Source organism: Gemmatimonadota bacterium, from assembly GCA_009841265.1.
GTDB lineage: Bacteria > JAAXHH01 > JAAXHH01 > JAAXHH01 > JAAXHH01 > JAAXHH01.
Genome location: VXMB01000009.1, coordinates 1,530,395 through 1,547,479 on the forward strand (window position 1 = coordinate 1,530,395; position 17,085 = coordinate 1,547,479).

Here is a 17,085-nt window from a genome sequence, read left to right on the forward strand (position 1 = left end):
ACGAGCCTGATATGTTCAAATTCCTATCCCCCCACAACTGGACCGCCTTCGCCTTCCGCAGGCCCGTCACCGTGTTCATGGTCCTGGTCAGCGCGATCCTCTTCGGGGCGGTCTCTTTCCGGCTGCTGCCGATGGAGCTCGTTCCGGCGAGAGACGGGATCTGGATGAACGTCTGGGTACCCTATCCCAATTCCACCCCGGAGGACAACGTCCACCTGATCGCCCGTCCGCTGGAAGGAGAACTGAAGACCCTGCGCGGACTGCAGCGCGTGGAATCCAATTCGAGTACCAACGGCGTGAACGTCAACCTCGTCTTCGAACCGGGTACGGACATGAAACTGGCCTACGTGGAGGTCAGGGACCGCGTGGAACGGGTGCGGCCGGCGCTGCCGGACGAGATCAACCGGATCTGGGTACGGAAGTTCTCCAGCACGGACATCCCCATCATGTATCTCTCCCTGTCCTGGCACGGCGACCGCGATGCCCTGTTCCAGGTCGTCGACGAGCAGCTGATCCCCCGCATCGAGCGGATCGACGGCATCGCCGGCATCGACGCGTGGGGGTCCCGGTCCAGGCAGGTAATCATCGACCTGGACGAGGACCTGCTGAAAGCGTACAGGGTGAACGTGGAACAGTTCATACGCGCCATGGACCAGGCCAACATGGACTCGCCCGGAGGCTACGTGGAAGACGGCGGGTTTCGCTATATCGTACGGCTCTCGGGCGCCTTAGAAACCGTGGAGGACATCCAGTCCTACCCCATCAATGAAAGAGGCCTCAAGCTCAGCGACGTGGCCCGGGTGGAATACCGGAAACCCACGTCATTTCGCCGGTTCCGCCTGAACGGCCAGGACGCCGTGGGCATGGTGATCAGCAAGGAGTCGAACGCAAACACGGTGGAAGTCACGGCGGCCGTGAAGGAGACCCTGAGCGACCTGACCCGCGATCCGCGCTGGCCCGGCCTGACCTACTTCATCTTCTTCGAGCAGTCTTCCTGGATCCTGAATTCGCTCAAAGCGCTCGGAACCGCCGGCATGTGGGGCGGCCTGTTCGCCCTGGGCGTGCTGTTTTTCTTCCTGCGGAGGTACCGGACGACCTTCATCATCGCCGCATCCATCCCGGCGTCCATCCTCGTGACCTTCACGGTCATGTATTTCGTGAATACCGGGTACGGCATCCTGTCGCTCAACCTCATTTCGCTCATGGGACTGATGCTCGGCATCGGCATGCTGGTGGACAACGCCGTGGTGGTACTGGAGAACATCGTCCGGCTGCGGCGGATGGGTCTGGAGCCCGTGCAGGCGGCGATCCAGGGCGCCCGCGAAGTATCTGTGGCCGTCAGCGCCGCCACGTTGACGACGGCCATCGTGTTCCTGCCCCTGCTTTTCATCGGAGGCGGAAACGCGCAGACGGAGATGCGGGAGTTCGGCCTCGTCATCACCATCTCCCTGATCTCGTCCCTGGTGATGTCGCTCAGTTTCATACCGCTCCTGGCTTCCCGGTTGTTGAAGGAAGGACGACTGCCCACGGTCAGCCTGCTCGAGGCGCTCGAACAACGGTACGCCCAGGTGATCGGATGGGTACTGAACCACCGGCTCGACGTGGCGCTCATCCTGGGAGGGTTCGTAATCCTGACCTTCCTGGTGCCCATGCGCAGCGTGACCCTGGACAATTCGTCTTCGGACCCGCGAAGGGTCTGGATGTATATCGAACCCGGCGAGTTCGCCAGCCTGGAATACACCGATCGATTCGTGACCGACCTGGAGAACCAGTGGATGGCTTCGGCCGATTCGCTGAACATCCGGGCCATTCGTTCCGATTTCCGGCCCGGGCGCATCACTTTTGAAGTGTTCCTTCACAGCGGTTCGGACGACTCGGTCTGGGACAGCCTTCGGCACAACGCAAAAGCGCCGTGGGTCTGGGGATCGCTCGCCCTGTGCGCGGTCGTACTCGTCCTGGTGCGCAGGAAGACCAACGCGCTGCAGATTACCGCCGTGCTGACGGCACTGTACATCGCGATCCTGTTGATCCTCGGCACCCAGGGCGGCGTGCAGTCGTACCGGTCTTCGGAAGAGGTCGCCCGGATCATCAGGGACACCATCCCGGAGGTACCGGGACTCGTCGTGAGATGGCGATGGGGCGAGGGCGGCGAGGAAGATCCAAGGGTGAGCATCGCCCTGCACGGAGAAAACCCGAGGCGGCTCGAACAGATCGCGGAGGACGTGAACGCGCGGCTGGGCCAGTTGCCCGAGATCACGGCCATCACCACCGACCTGGACAACGAGGAAACGCAGGATGAGGTCCAGGTTACCGTGGACCGGGAGATGTCGGGCAAGTTCGGCCTTACGCCCCGGCGCGTCGCCGAAATGACCCTTTCTGGCATCCGAGGCAACGAACTGAGACGCCTGAAGACCGAAGACCGGGAGATCCGGGTGTGGGTACAGTCCAAGGAGGAAGACCGCGAGACCGTTCACCAGCTCCGGGACCAGGCGGTCTACCTGGACGACGGGACCCAACTCCCGCTGGCCACCATGGCCAGTTTCACCCAGACGCCGGCCTTCAGGACCGTCTTCCGCAGGGACAGCGAGACCATCCTGATGGTCCGCGCGAACACCACCAAAGAGGGCATCGAGACCATCGGCGGCAAAATCAGCACCAGCCTGGCGGACCTCTCCCTGCCCAGGGGCTACTCCTGGCGCCTCGGGGACCGGTGGGAGCGGTTGGAAGAAGATACGGCCGCCATGGTGACCGCGATCCTTCTCGCGCTCGTTGCCGTGCTGTTGCTATTGGGGTCCCTGTTCGAGTCCTATATCGATCCCCTGATCATCATCCTCGTATCCATCCCCTTCGCCTACTTCGGGTGCTACTGGATGCTATGGGCTACCGGTACCAACATGTCGGTTCTCGCCATGATTGGCATCGTGATTTTGATCGGGGTCGTGGTCAACAACGCCATCGTCTTCATCGACCACATCAAGCACCTGGAGCGGGAAGGCCGCCTGAAGGGTCGGGAACTGATCATCCAGGCCGGTCGCGACCGCCTGCGGCCGATCCTGATGACGGCGTTCACCACCATGCTCGGCCTGCTGCCCATGGCGATCGGAACCGCCACCCTCGGCGACCAGCCCTACTACCCCATGGGCCGGTCGGTCATGGGCGGGTTGATCTTCTCCACCATCGGCGCCATGATCGCGCTGCCCCTGGTCTACAGCGCCTTCGAAGACCTGCGAAACTGGTGGGGCGGCATCGTGGCGAGGATCAAGCGCCCGGTTTGACGGTGACGGGCCGTCTGACTTGCCGCCGGGTGTCTTACTTGTTGCCGGGCGTCTTACTTGCCGCTGGGGTTTCGGTCCGCCTACTCGGCTTCCCTGCCAAAAGTTCTCATGCCCTCGGCCAGTCGCCGTAAGCGGGGACGCTCGCTATCCATGAACGACGGATGGGGCTGAAATCCCTTCGGCGCGGCTTTACGCAGCATGTCCCGGTGGGCGCCGATGCGTGGACGGGGGCCGAACTTGAAGACGATGACCCGCCGTTTCCCCGCCTTGCCGAAAACCGCGTGGTAGAGCCACTGGTTGAACAGGACGATATCGCCGGGTTCGGTCTCGACGGCGCAACCGGGGATCCGGAGGCCGTCGACCCCGAAGGGGTAGGGATCGCCGCCCAGGTGAGCGTCCTGGAGGGGCAGGAGGGCCTGATGCAAGGGGTCCCGGTGGGAACCGGGGATGACCCGCAGCGCGCCGGTATCCTGCGTCTGCGGATCGAGGTACAGCATGACCTTGGTCCGGGTATAGTCGAGTAACCGTGACGTCTTGTGGCCGTCGAAATGCCATGTGTGGTCGGCCAGCTCAGGGTCGATTCCCCACATCCCCTCCGAACCGATCCAGATGAGGTCGTCACCCAGCAGTTCCGTCACGGGCTGGTAAATCCGGTCGTCTTCCACCAGCCGTGTCAAAGCGGGGCGCGACTCCACGAACTCTCTGTCCCACAGCCATTCCTCTTCAGCGATTTCGCGGCCGAGCTTCTGCGCGCACGCCGCGGCGGCCTCCCGGATCAGCGCTTCAACTTCCTCCTCCGTGAAGGCCCGGCGAATGACCAGGAAACCGAAGGTATGGAAATGTTCGATCTGGCCGCTGGACAGCATGGAGCGCTCCGGTTTTTCAGCGGGATGACCGGTCCGGATCACGCCGCCACGATCCTGCTGCGTGACAGCAATGCCCTGCCGCGGTCCGAAAGTTTCCCGTATTCCGCTTCCGTCATCTCGATCGTGGACGTGCGGAACCACGGTCTCGAATAGCAGATGACCAGCTCCGCCCGGGCATGGTTCGAACGGTTCGGCGTGCCCCGGTGAAGGGCCCTCGGGTCCTGCACCCAGAACGTGCCCTTTTTCAGGTTCAGCCGGTGGGCGGGCGGGAAATCCCCCCGCAGCAGCACGTCATCGTAGGATTTCTCCAAGTCGGGGTCCGCCAGGTATTGCGTGCCCGGCATGACTTCGAAGCAGCCGTTCTCTTCACTGGTGTCCACCAGGGGGAACTTGATGCCGAAATGAGGGCAGACCGGCAGGCCGATATGGGGCGTAATCAGGTGAATGTCCCGGTGCCAGGGCTGGTACTCGCTGCCCGGATAGGGATTGTTGGAGTGGTAGCAGGTGATGTGGAAATCGTCGACGCCCCAGTATCGTTCCAGGAAAGCCAGCACCACGGGGTGCTCGTAGATCTCCGGATCGGAGAAAGGCGGTTCCCAGGGTACGTGCATGGTATAGCGGTTGACGAACTGCTGCCGTCCCTTGCCCGTCCTCACGTCGCCCCGCTCCTCCGGGTGGACCTCATTCGACTCGCGGGCCTTGAGCCGTTCCAACCGCGGCATGAAATCCGCCCGTATGCGGTCGATCTTTTCCGGTGCGACGAGGTCCTCGAAGAGCGTGAACCCGCTGATCCTTAGTTCAGCCACCTTCAGGTCGAGGTCGTAGTCTGTTGGCACAGGCGTCATGGGTGGTTGCCCCGGGCAGCATGTCGTGAGCGTGTGAGCGGGAGATATATTACGGGTGCGGAAAGCGCAGTGTCAAAGGTAAACGACCTGGAGGAAAGGCAACGGACGCAGCAGGGAATATCTGAACTTTATTGCGGATCCTGCGAAGTAGCCTTCCATCTACTAGGGCTGAAGCGATATAAGGACTAACGTGATGTCGGAGATCGTTTCACCACGAACGACGCCACGTCCAGGTCCGTCCCGCTGTCGAACCACACCTTGTATTCCGTGCCTCCGGCGCTGAAGGTAAACACCGCAACGTTGTGGACGTCCGAGGCGGCAGGTTCGTCCTCGTGGCGGATCAGGCCGATCTCCGGCGGCACCGTCACCTGGTACATAGCGATCTCGCCCCGGGCGATGTTGTATTCCCTTCGTACCTCGCGCACCGCGATGATCCCGCGGAGTTCCCGCGGAACCTCGACCCGTTCCACGAAACCGGGCACGTTGAATCCCTCGATCGTCTCGCCGGGCATCCCGTGCAGTACCAGCCGGTTGCCCGGCGGCGCGTAGTCTTTCTCCGCGAGGATCTCCTCGATGTCCCCGGGCGGCGGGAAGGCGGCCAGCATCTCGCGGACGAGGGCATCCAGCGGCCCCTCGTAGAAGTCGTACCGGCCGCTCGCGGAACCGGCCTTGATGAGCCGGAGCGCAAGGGCCTCGTCCTCTCCGGTCAACTCGGGTTCGCAGGTGTCCCCGTAGGGCGACCAGGGCGTGTTGCCCCGGGGCGTCGACCAGTTCGCCACGCGGGAGGGCAGATCGACATCCGAATCCCGGTCCACCAGCCGCTCCGAGATATCCTCTCCCCGATCCATGAGCGTCCGCATCCGGTCCAGGTACTGCCGGACACGTGGCAAAAAGTAGTGGACGATCATCTCGGCGAAATCCTCCGGGAGGTAGTCGAGCAGCACCTGCCAGTTTTCGAGGGAGATCAGGGCGGTGAAGGTGATCCAGTTGCTTTCACTGTTGGCATGTCCCGGCACGATCTCGGGCCACCGGGCCGCCCAGTCGTCGTGGGTCTTCAGCCTGAACTGTTCATGGGCACTGCAGTACCGGGCCATGGCGAGCATCACCTGCTCCGTTTCCCCGGCCATCTGCTCGAACCGTTCCCGGTCCCCGGTGCGGAAGGCCTTGCGCGCGTCGGCCAGCCGGTGGTTGAAGATGCCCGCCAGGTAGGTCCGACCGATGTCCACCAGGTCGAAACGATACATGGGGGAATCTTCGAGCGCATCATATTGAGACAGCAGAATCTCGAGCATGTCGTGCAGCGCCGGCAGAAACCCGATGAGCCGTTTGACCGAGCCCGAGGTGAGACCAGGCAGCAAGGTACCGTCCCAATTCCGGTACAGGGGGCCGTTGTGGGTGCACGGATCGAAGTAGGCCATGATGGTTTCGGCAAATATCCGCACGGCTGGTCGCGTTTCTTCTGCCGCCGGTCCGTACCGCCTGCGGTTCCACTGCTCGACGTAGCAGTCCGGTTCCAGGTCCACGGGGTTCCAGGACAGTTCCGCGTAGAGATCCATGGTCATCACGTTCCGGTGATTGGTTTCCGAGGACACCATGAACCCCTGCAGGTTGGTAGCCCGGGGATGATCCGCCAGGGACCGGGCGTTGTCGATCGCCGTCTTTATGTCGCCGTTGGGATTGGTCTCCCGGCCGCACTGGCCGCACATGCCCGTGGACCACGGCAGGCCCCAGTAGTAATCGCACCGGAGGAAGTCGTACATCCTCCCGGCGTGGTTGAGGAACATGTTGCCGATCACGGGCAGGCCGGCGTCCCGGACCGCCTGCGCCTGGGCGGCCGCAGTGGGGTTGTCCGTGCACACCCGGGGGCTGAACAGCACCGCGTCCGGATCGCCGTCCCGTATGGCCTGGATCATGCCGTCGACGGACGCATGGGTCAGTTCCGCCGCCCGGTCGGGGTCCTCCTCGACCCAGGTCTCCTCCGTGGGCAGCCACAGGCTGTAGAGATGATCCGTGCCCAGTGCTTCCGCGTAGGACTCCACCACGGCGGTGGTGAACCGCCGCGTCACCGGGTCCCGCGGGTCGAGGACGATCTCGGACTCGCCGCACCACTCCAGTGGCGCGACCCGGATCTTCTCGCCAGTCATGGCCTCGTACCCGTCCACGAATTCCTGGAGCTGGCGTCCGTCCGCGTAGGGTGAGAACCCCGGATTCACCGCCGGGGTACCCACGTGGAGCTGCATGCGGTACCGGATTCGGATGCCGGCCTCCCGGGCATAATCGAAGACCCGCCTCAGCAACGCGATGCGCGCCCTCTGCCAGTCCGTGAGCTGCACCGGAACGCCCAGCCGGTTGGCGGCCAGCGCCCCGATGCCGCAGCAGTCGGCGATGTTGCCGCTTTCCAGGATGTTGAAGCGTTTCTTGACGAGGTAATCGACCCAGGGCCTAAACTCCTCCCAGGTCCACCAGCGCATGCCGCTGTAGGCGTCCTGCATGTTCGCGAAGTACATCCGCCAATTGAACCGGGGCCTGCGGTATATCTCCGTTCCGTTCAGGTCGCCGATCGACACGGTCTCTCTATACGGGATCTGTTCGCCTTCTTCGAAGAAACCACAACCGAGATGATCTTCGAACAGCCGGTACACGGCATAAAGCGCGGAGTAGGGACGGCGGCCCGCGAGCACCAGGCTGTTCCCAACGCACCGGATGACATAGCCATCATATCCCAGGGCGGATTCGGAGAGGTCGACGTCGAGTTCGGCGGGCGCACAACCGATGTACACCCGGCCGGTTTCTGTTTCGTGGCCGCCAGGGGATCTACCGGTCCCGTTTACCGCTGGCCGGTCTGGTTCTTCAAGGATGGGGATCTCTACCCCGCCCATGCGCTTAGCAATACGTTGAAATTCCCTGGCCGCCCGATGCCCGGAGGGTCCCACCGTGGGTGAGAGCACGATCCTCGACGTAACCTGTCTGTTCTTGAAAAGTGTAATCATAGGTAATGCGGGTTGTCTTACGTTTCAGTTTCCTGTACTCATGTTACATCATGACGCCAACCGGTTTCCAGACCTTCGGAACGTCCCATCTCATCGTCATGGGGCTTACCCTCGTTCTTCCCATCCTGCTTTCGGGTCTCGCAAAGAGAGCGGGCGATGAGCGGACGGCGGGAAATATCGGCTACCTGCTCGCCGCCGTACTCCTGGTCAACGAATTCTCGGCCTGGGGATACCGCCTCGTGCAGTTCGGCCCGGAATACATCGTCCGCCACCACCTACCGCTGCATATCTGCGGCGTGGCGAACCTGGTCACGGCCGCTACCCTGATATTCCGGAACAAGTACACCTACGAGATCGCCTACTTCTGGGGTCTCGTCGGTTCCTTGAACGCCGTGATCACCCCGGGCGCCATGGACGCCGGCTTTCCTTCGTGGCGCTTCTTCCAGTACTTCATCGCCCACTCCGGGATCGTCGTGGCCGTCCTGTACGCCACCTGGGGCCTGGGCATGCGGCCCACGCTGCGCGGACTTTTTCGCGCCTTCGTCGCCCTGAATGTGTTCGCCGTCGTCGTGGGTATCGTTAACCTGCTCCTGGGATCGAACTACATGTACCTTTCCCGGCCGCCCTGGGGGACGGTATCGCCCTTCTTCTTCGCGCCGTGGCCCTGGTACATCCCCATCCTCGACGTGGTCGCGCTGGCCATGTTCTTCGCGGTGTACCTGCCGGTGCACCTGTCACGACGGCGTGAAGCACGGCAAATACGACCTGCCGACCGGTCCGCACCAGGAAAGCCCGCCTAAGCGATCCGCCCGGTCCGAGCCGGAGACGCCCGTCCGCTCGGTCCGAGCCAGAGTCTCACGCCTAGACGATCCGAAACGTCTCGCCGCCTTCGCTGTCCCAGTCCACAAGGCGCCCTATCGGAATCGTTCTCAGTCCGACCTGGGCGTTCCCTGTAAAGAACACGTATCCCAGGCCGTCCTTTACGACCATGCGGGGCCAGCCCGTCCAGGTGTGGTCGAAACGCTCCGCTCCGATTCCAAGGGCCGGAAGGGCGGGATTCCGGGGATAGTACGACCAGTTTTTCAGGTCCGTTGAACGAGCAAGGCCCACCGAATCGCACCATCGCTCCGATCCGGCCGCACCCGGCGGCGTCCACGCGTTGCAGCCTTCGTACCAGAGATACCACGTATCGCCGATCCGGCTCAGGGACCGGGGCCGGACATGTACGGCGTCCCAGTCGTCCGCCCTTTCCGGTCCGAACACCGGATTGTGCTCGGCCTCGCGCCAGTCTACGAGATCGTCGCTGAAGAGCAGATAACCACGGTCCCCGCCCGGCCAGCCTTCCGAAGGCCGCGGCGTGTAGCCGGCATAGCACATGACGTACCGGTAATCCGGATGGTCTACGCGCAACAGGTCGAACTCGTGGGCGGCGTCGTTGAAATGCCGGTAGACGGGATTGCGCGAATACGGCGCGAAAGGCCCTTTCGGATCGTCGGCCGAGGCCATCATGAATCCGAGCCAGGATGGATACTGCTGGACGGCGTACATGAGGACGATCCGGCCATCGGGCGTAACGACCGCGCCGTTCACGTAGATATTGTCCCCCGGCGCGTCCGCGTAGGAAAGAACCGGAACGGGATGCACTTCCCACGATCGCAGGTCGTCGCTTTCCGCCACGGCGACGGTGCGCCGCGAGGACCCTTCCTGGTCGCCCTCCATGCCCGCCATGCAGTACATGTAGTATCGGTGGTCGATTTCAAGGATAGCGCCCGGAATGATCTGTTTCTCGTAATGGCTGCCGGCCGGGCCCCGCGCGATGACCGGTTCCGTCCGTTGGTCCAGCCAGGGCAGCGTCGTGACCGTGCAGGACAAGAACCCGCAGCCCCCGGTTCCCTCCAGGGTCAGCTCGTTTTCCCACGGATCGTACCACCCATCCCACTCGCCCGACGGGCCCCGGATCCAGCCCGTTTTTCCGTTCACCCCAAACCGGAAGAAGTTGCCCTTCTTCAGCACGCGGATTTCCCACGGGAGCGGTCCCCCGCCGGGATAGTCCTTCAGGATCGTACGGTCTTCACCGGCCTTTCTTGCCACGCGAAATCCCTGTCCGTCGATTTCCAGATACACGCTCACGGAATCGTCCGACCCGGAAAACCGGATGCGCGCCGCGGGCGCGCTCACCGCAGGTATGCTGGCCGCGGGTATGCTCGCCGCGGGTGTCGATTCCGCATCGGCAACGCTTGCGTTTAGCTCGTAGTTGCCTGTTACGCGTCGAATAATCATCGACTGGATCCCGGTTTGGGGACGGTTTTACAGAGACGACAAACTTTCGGACAGGGAGAGGCACAATACCGATTTGTCTCGCAAAAGATACACCCTATATTCCGGTTAATCCACAGCGAAACCTGGATTCCGCCGGCCCCTGTTCGCCACAGGACGTCCAGGATCGCGATCTCACGTATTTCCACGCGTTTCGAGGAGATGACCGCCATGCCGGATGCCGCGACTCAGCCGGGAACGGCCCTAATGCTCAATGGCGCCCCCAGGTCAGGGAAGTCCAGCATCGCGCTCGCCATCCAGCAGATGTCGCAGGAACCGTGGATGAACCTCGGCGCCGATCGATTCATTGAAATCACGCCGGAGCGATTGCGTCCCGGGATCGGGCTTCGGCCCGCCGGTATCGCGAATTGCCCGGGGGGCGAACGACCCGATCTCGAGCCGTTGATTCCCGGTTTGTACGGAGCACTCTACGAATCCATCGCGGCCCACCTGCGACTGGGCCTGAACGTGGTGGCCGACGTCGCGCATCACGACGATTACGCCACGCTGAGCGGTATCCTCTACAACTGCGCGGGACGTCTGGAGGGGTTGAACGCGCATTTCGTAGGCGTGCGCTGTCCCGCCGAGGTCGTATGGCAACGCCGCAAAGATACCTGGCTGAAGGAAGAAGACATACCGGATGACGCACCCGTGCCCGAACTGGTGCGGATCTGGGAACGGGAGGTGCATAGATCCGGTATCTACGACCTCGAAGTCGATACATCGAAATGGAGCGCCGAGGCCTGTGCCGGCAAGATCCTGGAACATATCGCAACCGGTCCCGAGCCAGACGCGTTCAGCCGGCTTGCCGCGATGTCCGTATGAAACGTATCGACCAGCTCTGGGTCGCAGCGCATCCTGTCCATATTTCCATTTACCACGATGAAGGCGCGGGTATATTCTTGAATCCATCGTCGATCTCGATAGAACTCAAACCAGTGTGTAAAACCTGCATCGAGCACCGGGAGGGTGAATCCATATGGGTTGGCGCGTAGCGGGACATGTTACGATCTACCGCGAAGCAGGCTGGTACGGCGCCCATCCGAACGTCGTCCGGACCCCCGATGGCGACCTGCTGGCCCTGTTTCACCGGTCGCCCGCCACAGGGTTCAGCCACCACAGCCACCCGCTCTTCGACGTGCGGGCCAGCCGTTCCTCTGACGAAGGGCAGACCTGGGGAACGGCCGAACTGGTGACGGTCTATCCCCACGGCGGCGTGATCGATTTCGGGACCCACACGCTGTCCGGCGGTGAGATTTTCCTGCACGCCAGCACGGTGGACCTGGTACTTGCCCAGGCGCCGGAAGTCTCCAAGCATACCTGGATCTCCCGTCCCGGCATGGGATTCCACGTGCGATCATTGGACAACGGGCGGACCTGGACGCACCCCGAGCCGTTTCCGCCGCTCCCCGATGCCGTGAACGGCCATCCCGCCTCGCACACGGGGATCTGCCGGAGCGGCCTGCTGGAGATGCCGGACGGGCGAATGCTGCTTCCCGGCAAGGCGACGGACCATCCGGAAGGCCGGCCGCCGTTCTTCGGCATGATGCAATCGTCGACGGATGGCGGACGTTCCTGGGTCTACGAAGGACGTATCGCCGAGGAAGATGTCGCCCACTTCAGCGAGCCGGCGATCTACCGGACGCCGGCCGGCAGGATCCTGGTGCTCTTCCGCTGTCATCCGAACCAGCCGCCCGGACAGGACGTGCACCTGGTGGAAGTGCACTCGGACGACGGCGGCGCGACCTGGTCCCCCTGGCGGTCTACAACCATGCGGGGTTGTCCCGGTCACCTGCTGGGTCTGCGGGACGGCCGCATCCTGGCCACGGTGGGCACCCGGTGGGAGGGACAGATGGGCTGCCTGGCGCGGGTCCTCGAGCCTGACGCCGGCGACCTGGATACCGCGCTGGATATCGTTGTGCGCGCCGATTCCCTTGAGCCGGACTGCGGGTATCCATGGTCGGTCGAATTGAAAGATGGACGGGTGCTGGTCGTTTACTATTTTGTCTATGGAGACGGCACACGAGGCATAGAGGGATCGGTGCTCGAGGAATACTGAACCATTCCGGCTACAAAAGACTATCGGGAGTTTCCATGTTTCAACTGGATGCACACCAGAAGGAATTCATGGATACCTTCGGGTATCTGCACTTCCCCGGCCTTCTCGACGACCGGATCGATGAGATCACAGAGGCTTTCGACGGGCTGCTGAAAAAAAACGGGGGCGACGACCACGAAGGCCTGGAGCGGCTGGCCGTGGCGCCGTTCATCAACCACGACCCGTACCTGTGCACGCTGCTGGACGATCCCCGCATCCAGGGCATCGCCGCCGGCCTGCTGGGCGAGCGTTACCAGTACTGGAACAGTGACGGCAACTTCTACGTGGGAGACACGCGATGGCATTCCGACACCCAGTGGCCCGAGCCCATCCGTTTCTACAAGATGGCCATCTACCTGGATCCCATGACGCGGGACACGGGCGCGTTGCGGGTCATTCCGGGCAGTCACCGATTCGGTGAAGAGTACGCGGAAACCATCCATGAACACCTTTCCGGCAAGCGGGACGGCTGGGGCGGACTGCACGGCAGCGAAGTCCCGGCAATCGCCGTCGAGACCCGGCCCGGCGACCTGGCGGTTTTCAACCATTCCACCAAGCACAGCGCCTGGGGCGGCGGAAAGAAAAGACGCATGTTCACGCTCGTGTATACCGGACTCCACACGGACGGTCGTGATCTCGAGGCCTTCAGGAAGATCATCCGACAACATGGCTATACCACGCGGGAGGTATTCGGCGGGGAGGAAGGCCCCCTGCTTTCCACGGCCACGCCCGAACGACTGCGGCACCTGCAGAACCTGATTTCGTACATTCCGAAAGCGGCTTGAAGATACGTCACCGGAAGGGAATCCCACCAGCATGTCTCTTACACAAAATCAGTTACGACATTTCATGGATGAAGGCTACGTCATCGTCGCAGGCGCGCTCACCAGTGACGACCTGGATCCCGTCATTGCGGGGATCGAGGCCTTTGTCGACGAACGGGCGCGAGCACTCCACCGCGAAGGACGGATTACCGAACTGTACGAAAGCGAATCCTTCGAGCGGCGGCTGGCCCTGATCACCCGGGAAAACACCACGATCTACGATGACATCGACATCATGAACATGCGGGACGAGGCGGTGTTCCGCTTTCTCGGCAACGCCCGTATGCTGGACCTCGTGGAATCCCTCGTCGGACCCGAAATCACATGCAGCCCCATTCAGCATCTACGGGCGAAGCTGCCTGAGGGCCTGAACAGCCTGTCGGGTCACGGGAATGGCGGCGGCAACGGTGGTGGCGGCAGCGACAATGGTGGCAGCAGCAACGGCGGTGGCGACGACGACAACGGCGAAGAGGACGCCCTGGCCTCCCGCATCAGGGAAAACGTGGCGCCCTGGCACCAGGACGCGCAGGTGCATCATGAGGACGCAGACCCGGTGTTCATCCTCACCGTCTGGCTCCCTCTGTGCGACACCGACGAGGAGAACGGTTGCCTGCAGATCATTCCGCGGGTGCACCACAGCCGGACCGTGTACTGGAGCGAAGGATTCGGCATCGAGGACGGCGGATTGCCCGAGGGCGAGGTCCTGTCCCTGCCGATGAGGAAGGGCGACGTCCTGCTCATGCACAAGCTGATCCCGCACCGGTCCATCCCCAATCGTTCCGGAACGATCCGGTGGAGTCTCGACCTGCGCTATCAGCAGACCGGGCTGCCCACGGGCCGCTCGTTCTACCCCAATTTCATCGTCCGCAGCCGGCGCCATCCCGAATTCGTGCTCTCGGACTACGGCACCTGGAACCGGGGCTGGGAAGAGGCCCTGAAGGTCACGGCGCAGCGTCCGCCCCGCAAGAACAAGCCCACCGAGCCGACGCCGATCCGGATGTACGGATAGGTCCGCATAGGTCCGCCGGAAAGACCTTCCAGCCGAAGTGTCGCTTCGTCCAGGCTCTCAGCGTCCGATTGACGCGGTGGTGGCGAGACCTGCCCGCTCAGGCCTTTATCGCAAATCGGTAAATCCGCCAGTACCCGATCATGTTGCTGACCAGGAACGTGGTCTCCATGAGCACCGCGACCGGGCTGCCGGCGATGTAGTTGTGCACCATCCAGGTCACCGCACAGGCCATGTAGATCAACCGTACTTTCCGGTCGGATTGCTGGAAATTGCCGTAGGTGGGCAGCAGCGAACCGAATAGCGCCAGGATGTCCAGGGGACGCTCGTAGGAAGAGAAGAAACCGGCCAGGATCAACGCCATGAACACGTACATCAAGCGCCGGTCGGTCGTAAAGGCCGCCGTGAAGACCCTGACGCTCATGACGACATACAGGGTGCCGGCGCTGTTTCTGCCGAGCACGAAAAAGTGGAAGGCGTTCGTCAACGCCGAAGCACTCAGCCAGAGCAACACGTTGCGGCGCTTCTTGCACTGGAAGGAGACGACGCCGCAGGTGAAAGCGACGGCGGCGAGTGCCTGAGATACGAGGAAAGAATCCATGTGGTGATTCACCCGGCGGGTTGGTGTCCACGTGCAAAATACAGACCGCCCGAAACGGGTCAAGGCGATTCACCGTCCTTCACTTGACGCGGGACCGTAAAGGGAATAACGTACTTTACGACCCGTCCAACCCAACGTAAACGTCGCCATCGTGACCAACGGATGGTCCCTCCATGATCACCAATGCCCGCGTTGGTGTCACCATGCACAAAACCGCCCGCGCCATCGCTCTCATCACGATATGCTGCGTGACAGCGGCCGGGATGATGCACGTCCTGGGCGGTCCGGCCGGCGACGAACCCTCCCAACCGTCCAACAGGTACGTCAACTCCGCGGGCGTCGAATTGCCGCCCGACGCGGCGCCGCCCTCGGAGCAGTACGTACGAACGTTTCAGCTGGACAACACCTACATGGAGTGGTTCCGCACGATCTACAAGGGGACCTACGGCCACCGGATCATCGCGGAACCCTTGATTCGCTTCGACAAGAACTTCGACCTTATCCCGGCGGCGGCGAACCGCTGGGAACCCACCGACGACGGGCTGGGCTGGTATTTCTACCTGAGGGACGACCTGGAGTTTTCCGACGGCAAGCCCCTGACCGCCCACGATTACGTGTTCACCCTCCGGCGCGGCGCCGATCCGGAAAACGCCTACGACGTGGAGTGGTATTACCGTCCGATCAAGAACTGGGGCCGCATCGTGGGCCGGGAGCTGCCCCTCGATTCGCTGGGTGTTCACGCGGTCGACGACTACACGCTGCTCATCGAAACCGACGAACCTTGCGCCTACATGCCGGACCTGATGGTGGACAGCTGGGTTTCGCCTCGCCAGGCGGTGGAGAAGTACGGCGACGCCTGGTCCACCAGCCCGGAGACCTCTATCGCCAGCGGGCCCTTCTACCTGGCGGAGTGGACCAAGGCGGACCGAGTCGTGCTCAAAGCCAACCCCCGATATCACGGCGCCGCCCGGCCTTATCTGGAAACCTTGATCGCCAAGTTGCACAACGCCTCGACGCCGCCGCCCCTGCTCGCGTCCTACGAGGCCGACGAGGTGGATTTCGGCCTTGTAACGAACCACGCCGAACTCGCCCGGATCAAGACCGATCCGAAGCTAAGCCGGGAGCTGCATTCCTACACGGATTTTGCCACGTACTACCTCACGATGGACACCTATAACCCGCCCTTCGACAACCTCAAGGTGCGCCAGGCCTTCAGCCACGCCATCGACCGGGAGGCCGTGTGCGAATCCGCGCTCCAGGGTTTCGCGATCCCCGCGTACTCCATGCTGCCGCCCGGCTTCCCGGCGGAAGCGACGGAAGCCCTGAAACCCGTCCAGCGGTACGACCCAGCCCTGGGACGCAAACTGTTCGCCGAGGCGGGATATCCGGACGGAAAGGGATTCCCGCGCGTGGAGATGTGGGTCCGGCGCGACGTGCGTCCAGTGCACGAAGCCGGAGAGGCGATCCACGCCATGATCAAGCAGAACCTGGGGATCGACCTGGTTGTGCGCAACATGGAGGTCAAGATCTTCATGGACGCGATCAACAGCCACCAGCTTCCCCTGGGTCTCGTCCGGTTCGGGGCCGACTTCATCGATCCCAGCAGCCTGATGAACCTCTGGCTATCCTCGGGACGGCACGCCTGGAAACACGACCGCTTCGACCGGCTGGTGGTCCAGGCGGGAGGCGTCGTCGGCGACTACGAAGCTCGGATGGACGTCTACCGCCAGGCCGAACGCATCCTGGTAGAGGAAGTGGGTGGCCTCTTCGTGTGGTACCCGACGATGAACCAGATCTGGAAATCGGACATCAAGGGGGACGCCCTCGAACCGAACCGGCGAGGCTTCCGGTCCTGGCGGGGCGAGCAGATTGGGAACACGGCCTTTACGATCTACATCTCGGAGAAGGGCGGGCGGGATGCCGAAACTAAGAGCTTCTGGGAAAGGGTGCTGGGGGGTGGCGGGTAGGCGACGCAGGAGGCAAATCAGACGATATTCAGCATTTTGTTGGCATAGTCTTTTCCCGAAGTCGGTGAAGGAAGAGACTCACCGTCCTGTTGATACAAATCAATGGTTTCTTCTACGATCCGACATAACTCGGAGAACACTTCCTGTTCGTTCTCCCCATGACATCCTCCGTAAAACAGACCGGGACAACTGCCAATGTAACACTGATCTTCGTCTGACCACTCCACGATTTTCACATATCGAGCACTCATCTTCATTTCTGTGATTCCTTTATCGCTACACGAATGGCCTGTTCCT

13 protein-coding genes are annotated in these 17,085 nt (G+C 62.4%); 7 read left to right on the plus strand and 6 right to left on the minus strand.

The genetic code is table 11. The annotated features are described in order from the left end of the window. The first annotated feature begins 11 nt into the window (after window positions 1-11). A complete protein-coding gene (locus F4X08_11475; protein MYD26421.1) occupies window positions 12-3,275 on the plus strand; it encodes an efflux RND transporter permease subunit in 3,264 nt (1,087 codons plus the stop codon). A gap of 80 nt (window positions 3,276-3,355) precedes the next feature. On the opposite strand, the gene F4X08_11480 is transcribed toward F4X08_11475, so the two are convergent. The 3 genes from F4X08_11480 to F4X08_11490 form a co-directional block, all read right to left on the minus strand. Beyond that, on the minus strand, window positions 3,356-4,141 hold the full coding sequence (locus F4X08_11480) for a phytanoyl-CoA dioxygenase family protein (GenBank protein MYD26422.1): 786 nt from the start codon (window positions 4,139-4,141) through the stop codon (window positions 3,356-3,358). A 38-nt stretch (window positions 4,142-4,179) separates the two neighbouring features. Beyond that, on the minus strand, window positions 4,180-4,986 hold the full coding sequence (locus F4X08_11485; protein MYD26423.1) for a phytanoyl-CoA dioxygenase family protein: 807 nt from the start codon (window positions 4,984-4,986) through the stop codon (window positions 4,180-4,182). Between the two features lie 185 nt (window positions 4,987-5,171). Continuing rightward, window positions 5,172-7,976, minus strand: a complete 2,805-nt coding sequence (locus F4X08_11490; protein ID MYD26424.1) for an alpha-N-acetylglucosaminidase — start codon at window positions 7,974-7,976, stop codon at window positions 5,172-5,174. A gap of 5 nt (window positions 7,977-7,981) precedes the next feature. Here F4X08_11490 and F4X08_11495 point away from each other — a divergent pair, with 5 nt between their 5' ends. Beyond that, window positions 7,982-8,776: a TIGR02206 family membrane protein gene (locus F4X08_11495; GenBank protein ID MYD26425.1), complete on the plus strand. Its 795-nt coding sequence runs from the start codon at window positions 7,982-7,984 to the stop codon at window positions 8,774-8,776. A gap of 61 nt (window positions 8,777-8,837) precedes the next feature. Here F4X08_11495 and F4X08_11500 read toward each other — a convergent pair whose 3' ends face one another. Next, window positions 8,838-10,256 carry a hypothetical protein gene (locus tag F4X08_11500; protein MYD26426.1) on the minus strand — a complete coding sequence of 473 codons (1,419 nt, stop codon included), beginning with the start codon at window positions 10,254-10,256 and terminating at the stop codon, window positions 8,838-8,840. Between the two features lie 207 nt (window positions 10,257-10,463). Here F4X08_11500 and F4X08_11505 point away from each other — a divergent pair, with 207 nt between their 5' ends. The 4 genes from F4X08_11505 to F4X08_11520 all read left to right on the plus strand — a co-directional run bounded on the left by F4X08_11505 (window position 10,464) and on the right by F4X08_11520 (window position 14,223). Beyond that, window positions 10,464-11,117, plus strand: a complete 654-nt coding sequence (locus F4X08_11505; GenBank protein MYD26427.1) for a chloramphenicol phosphotransferase — start codon at window positions 10,464-10,466, stop codon at window positions 11,115-11,117. A 154-nt stretch (window positions 11,118-11,271) separates the two neighbouring features. Beyond that, the gene (locus F4X08_11510; GenBank protein MYD26428.1) at window positions 11,272-12,351 is read left to right on the plus strand and encodes an exo-alpha-sialidase; all 1,080 of its coding nucleotides are present in this window, start codon (window positions 11,272-11,274) and stop codon (window positions 12,349-12,351) included. Continuing rightward, on the plus strand, window positions 12,249-13,175 hold the full coding sequence (locus tag F4X08_11515) for a hypothetical protein (protein ID MYD26429.1): 927 nt from the start codon (window positions 12,249-12,251) through the stop codon (window positions 13,173-13,175). The genes F4X08_11510 and F4X08_11515 overlap by 103 nt, the downstream gene beginning before the upstream one ends. A gap of 31 nt (window positions 13,176-13,206) precedes the next feature. Beyond that, the gene (locus F4X08_11520) at window positions 13,207-14,223 is read left to right on the plus strand and encodes a phytanoyl-CoA dioxygenase family protein (protein ID MYD26430.1); all 1,017 of its coding nucleotides are present in this window, start codon (window positions 13,207-13,209) and stop codon (window positions 14,221-14,223) included. Window positions 14,224-14,320: 97 nt separating this feature from the next. Here the strand turns inward: F4X08_11520 and F4X08_11525 are convergent, their stop codons facing one another. Then, window positions 14,321-14,821, minus strand: a complete 501-nt coding sequence (locus F4X08_11525) for a YgjV family protein (GenBank protein MYD26431.1) — start codon at window positions 14,819-14,821, stop codon at window positions 14,321-14,323. Window positions 14,822-14,994: 173 nt separating this feature from the next. Between F4X08_11525 and F4X08_11530 the strand changes: the two genes are divergently transcribed. Then, the gene (locus F4X08_11530) at window positions 14,995-16,788 is read left to right on the plus strand and encodes a peptide ABC transporter substrate-binding protein (GenBank protein MYD26432.1); all 1,794 of its coding nucleotides are present in this window, start codon (window positions 14,995-14,997) and stop codon (window positions 16,786-16,788) included. A gap of 17 nt (window positions 16,789-16,805) precedes the next feature. Here the strand turns inward: F4X08_11530 and F4X08_11535 are convergent, their stop codons facing one another. After that, complete coding sequence (locus tag F4X08_11535; GenBank protein ID MYD26433.1) at window positions 16,806-17,045, minus strand: hypothetical protein; 240 nt, start codon at window positions 17,043-17,045, stop codon at window positions 16,806-16,808. Window positions 17,046-17,085 lie beyond the last annotated feature (40 nt).

Coding starts and splice junctions, on each gene's coding strand:
- F4X08_11475 (MYD26421.1), top strand. CDS start 12: ATGTTCAAATTCCTATCCCCCCACAACTGGACCGCCTTCGCCTTCCGC.
- F4X08_11480 (MYD26422.1), bottom strand. CDS start 4,141: ATGCTGTCCAGCGGCCAGATCGAACATTTCCATACCTTCGGTTTCCTG.
- F4X08_11485 (MYD26423.1), bottom strand. CDS start 4,986: ATGACGCCTGTGCCAACAGACTACGACCTCGACCTGAAGGTGGCTGAA.
- F4X08_11490 (MYD26424.1), bottom strand. CDS start 7,976: ATGATTACACTTTTCAAGAACAGACAGGTTACGTCGAGGATCGTGCTC.
- F4X08_11495 (MYD26425.1), top strand. CDS start 7,982: ATGCGGGTTGTCTTACGTTTCAGTTTCCTGTACTCATGTTACATCATG.
- F4X08_11500 (MYD26426.1), bottom strand. CDS start 10,256: ATGATTATTCGACGCGTAACAGGCAACTACGAGCTAAACGCAAGCGTT.
- F4X08_11505 (MYD26427.1), top strand. CDS start 10,464: ATGCCGGATGCCGCGACTCAGCCGGGAACGGCCCTAATGCTCAATGGC.
- F4X08_11510 (MYD26428.1), top strand. CDS start 11,272: ATGGGTTGGCGCGTAGCGGGACATGTTACGATCTACCGCGAAGCAGGC.
- F4X08_11515 (MYD26429.1), top strand. CDS start 12,249: ATGGTCGGTCGAATTGAAAGATGGACGGGTGCTGGTCGTTTACTATTT.
- F4X08_11520 (MYD26430.1), top strand. CDS start 13,207: ATGTCTCTTACACAAAATCAGTTACGACATTTCATGGATGAAGGCTAC.
- F4X08_11525 (MYD26431.1), bottom strand. CDS start 14,821: ATGGATTCTTTCCTCGTATCTCAGGCACTCGCCGCCGTCGCTTTCACC.
- F4X08_11530 (MYD26432.1), top strand. CDS start 14,995: ATGATCACCAATGCCCGCGTTGGTGTCACCATGCACAAAACCGCCCGC.
- F4X08_11535 (MYD26433.1), bottom strand. CDS start 17,045: ATGAAGATGAGTGCTCGATATGTGAAAATCGTGGAGTGGTCAGACGAA.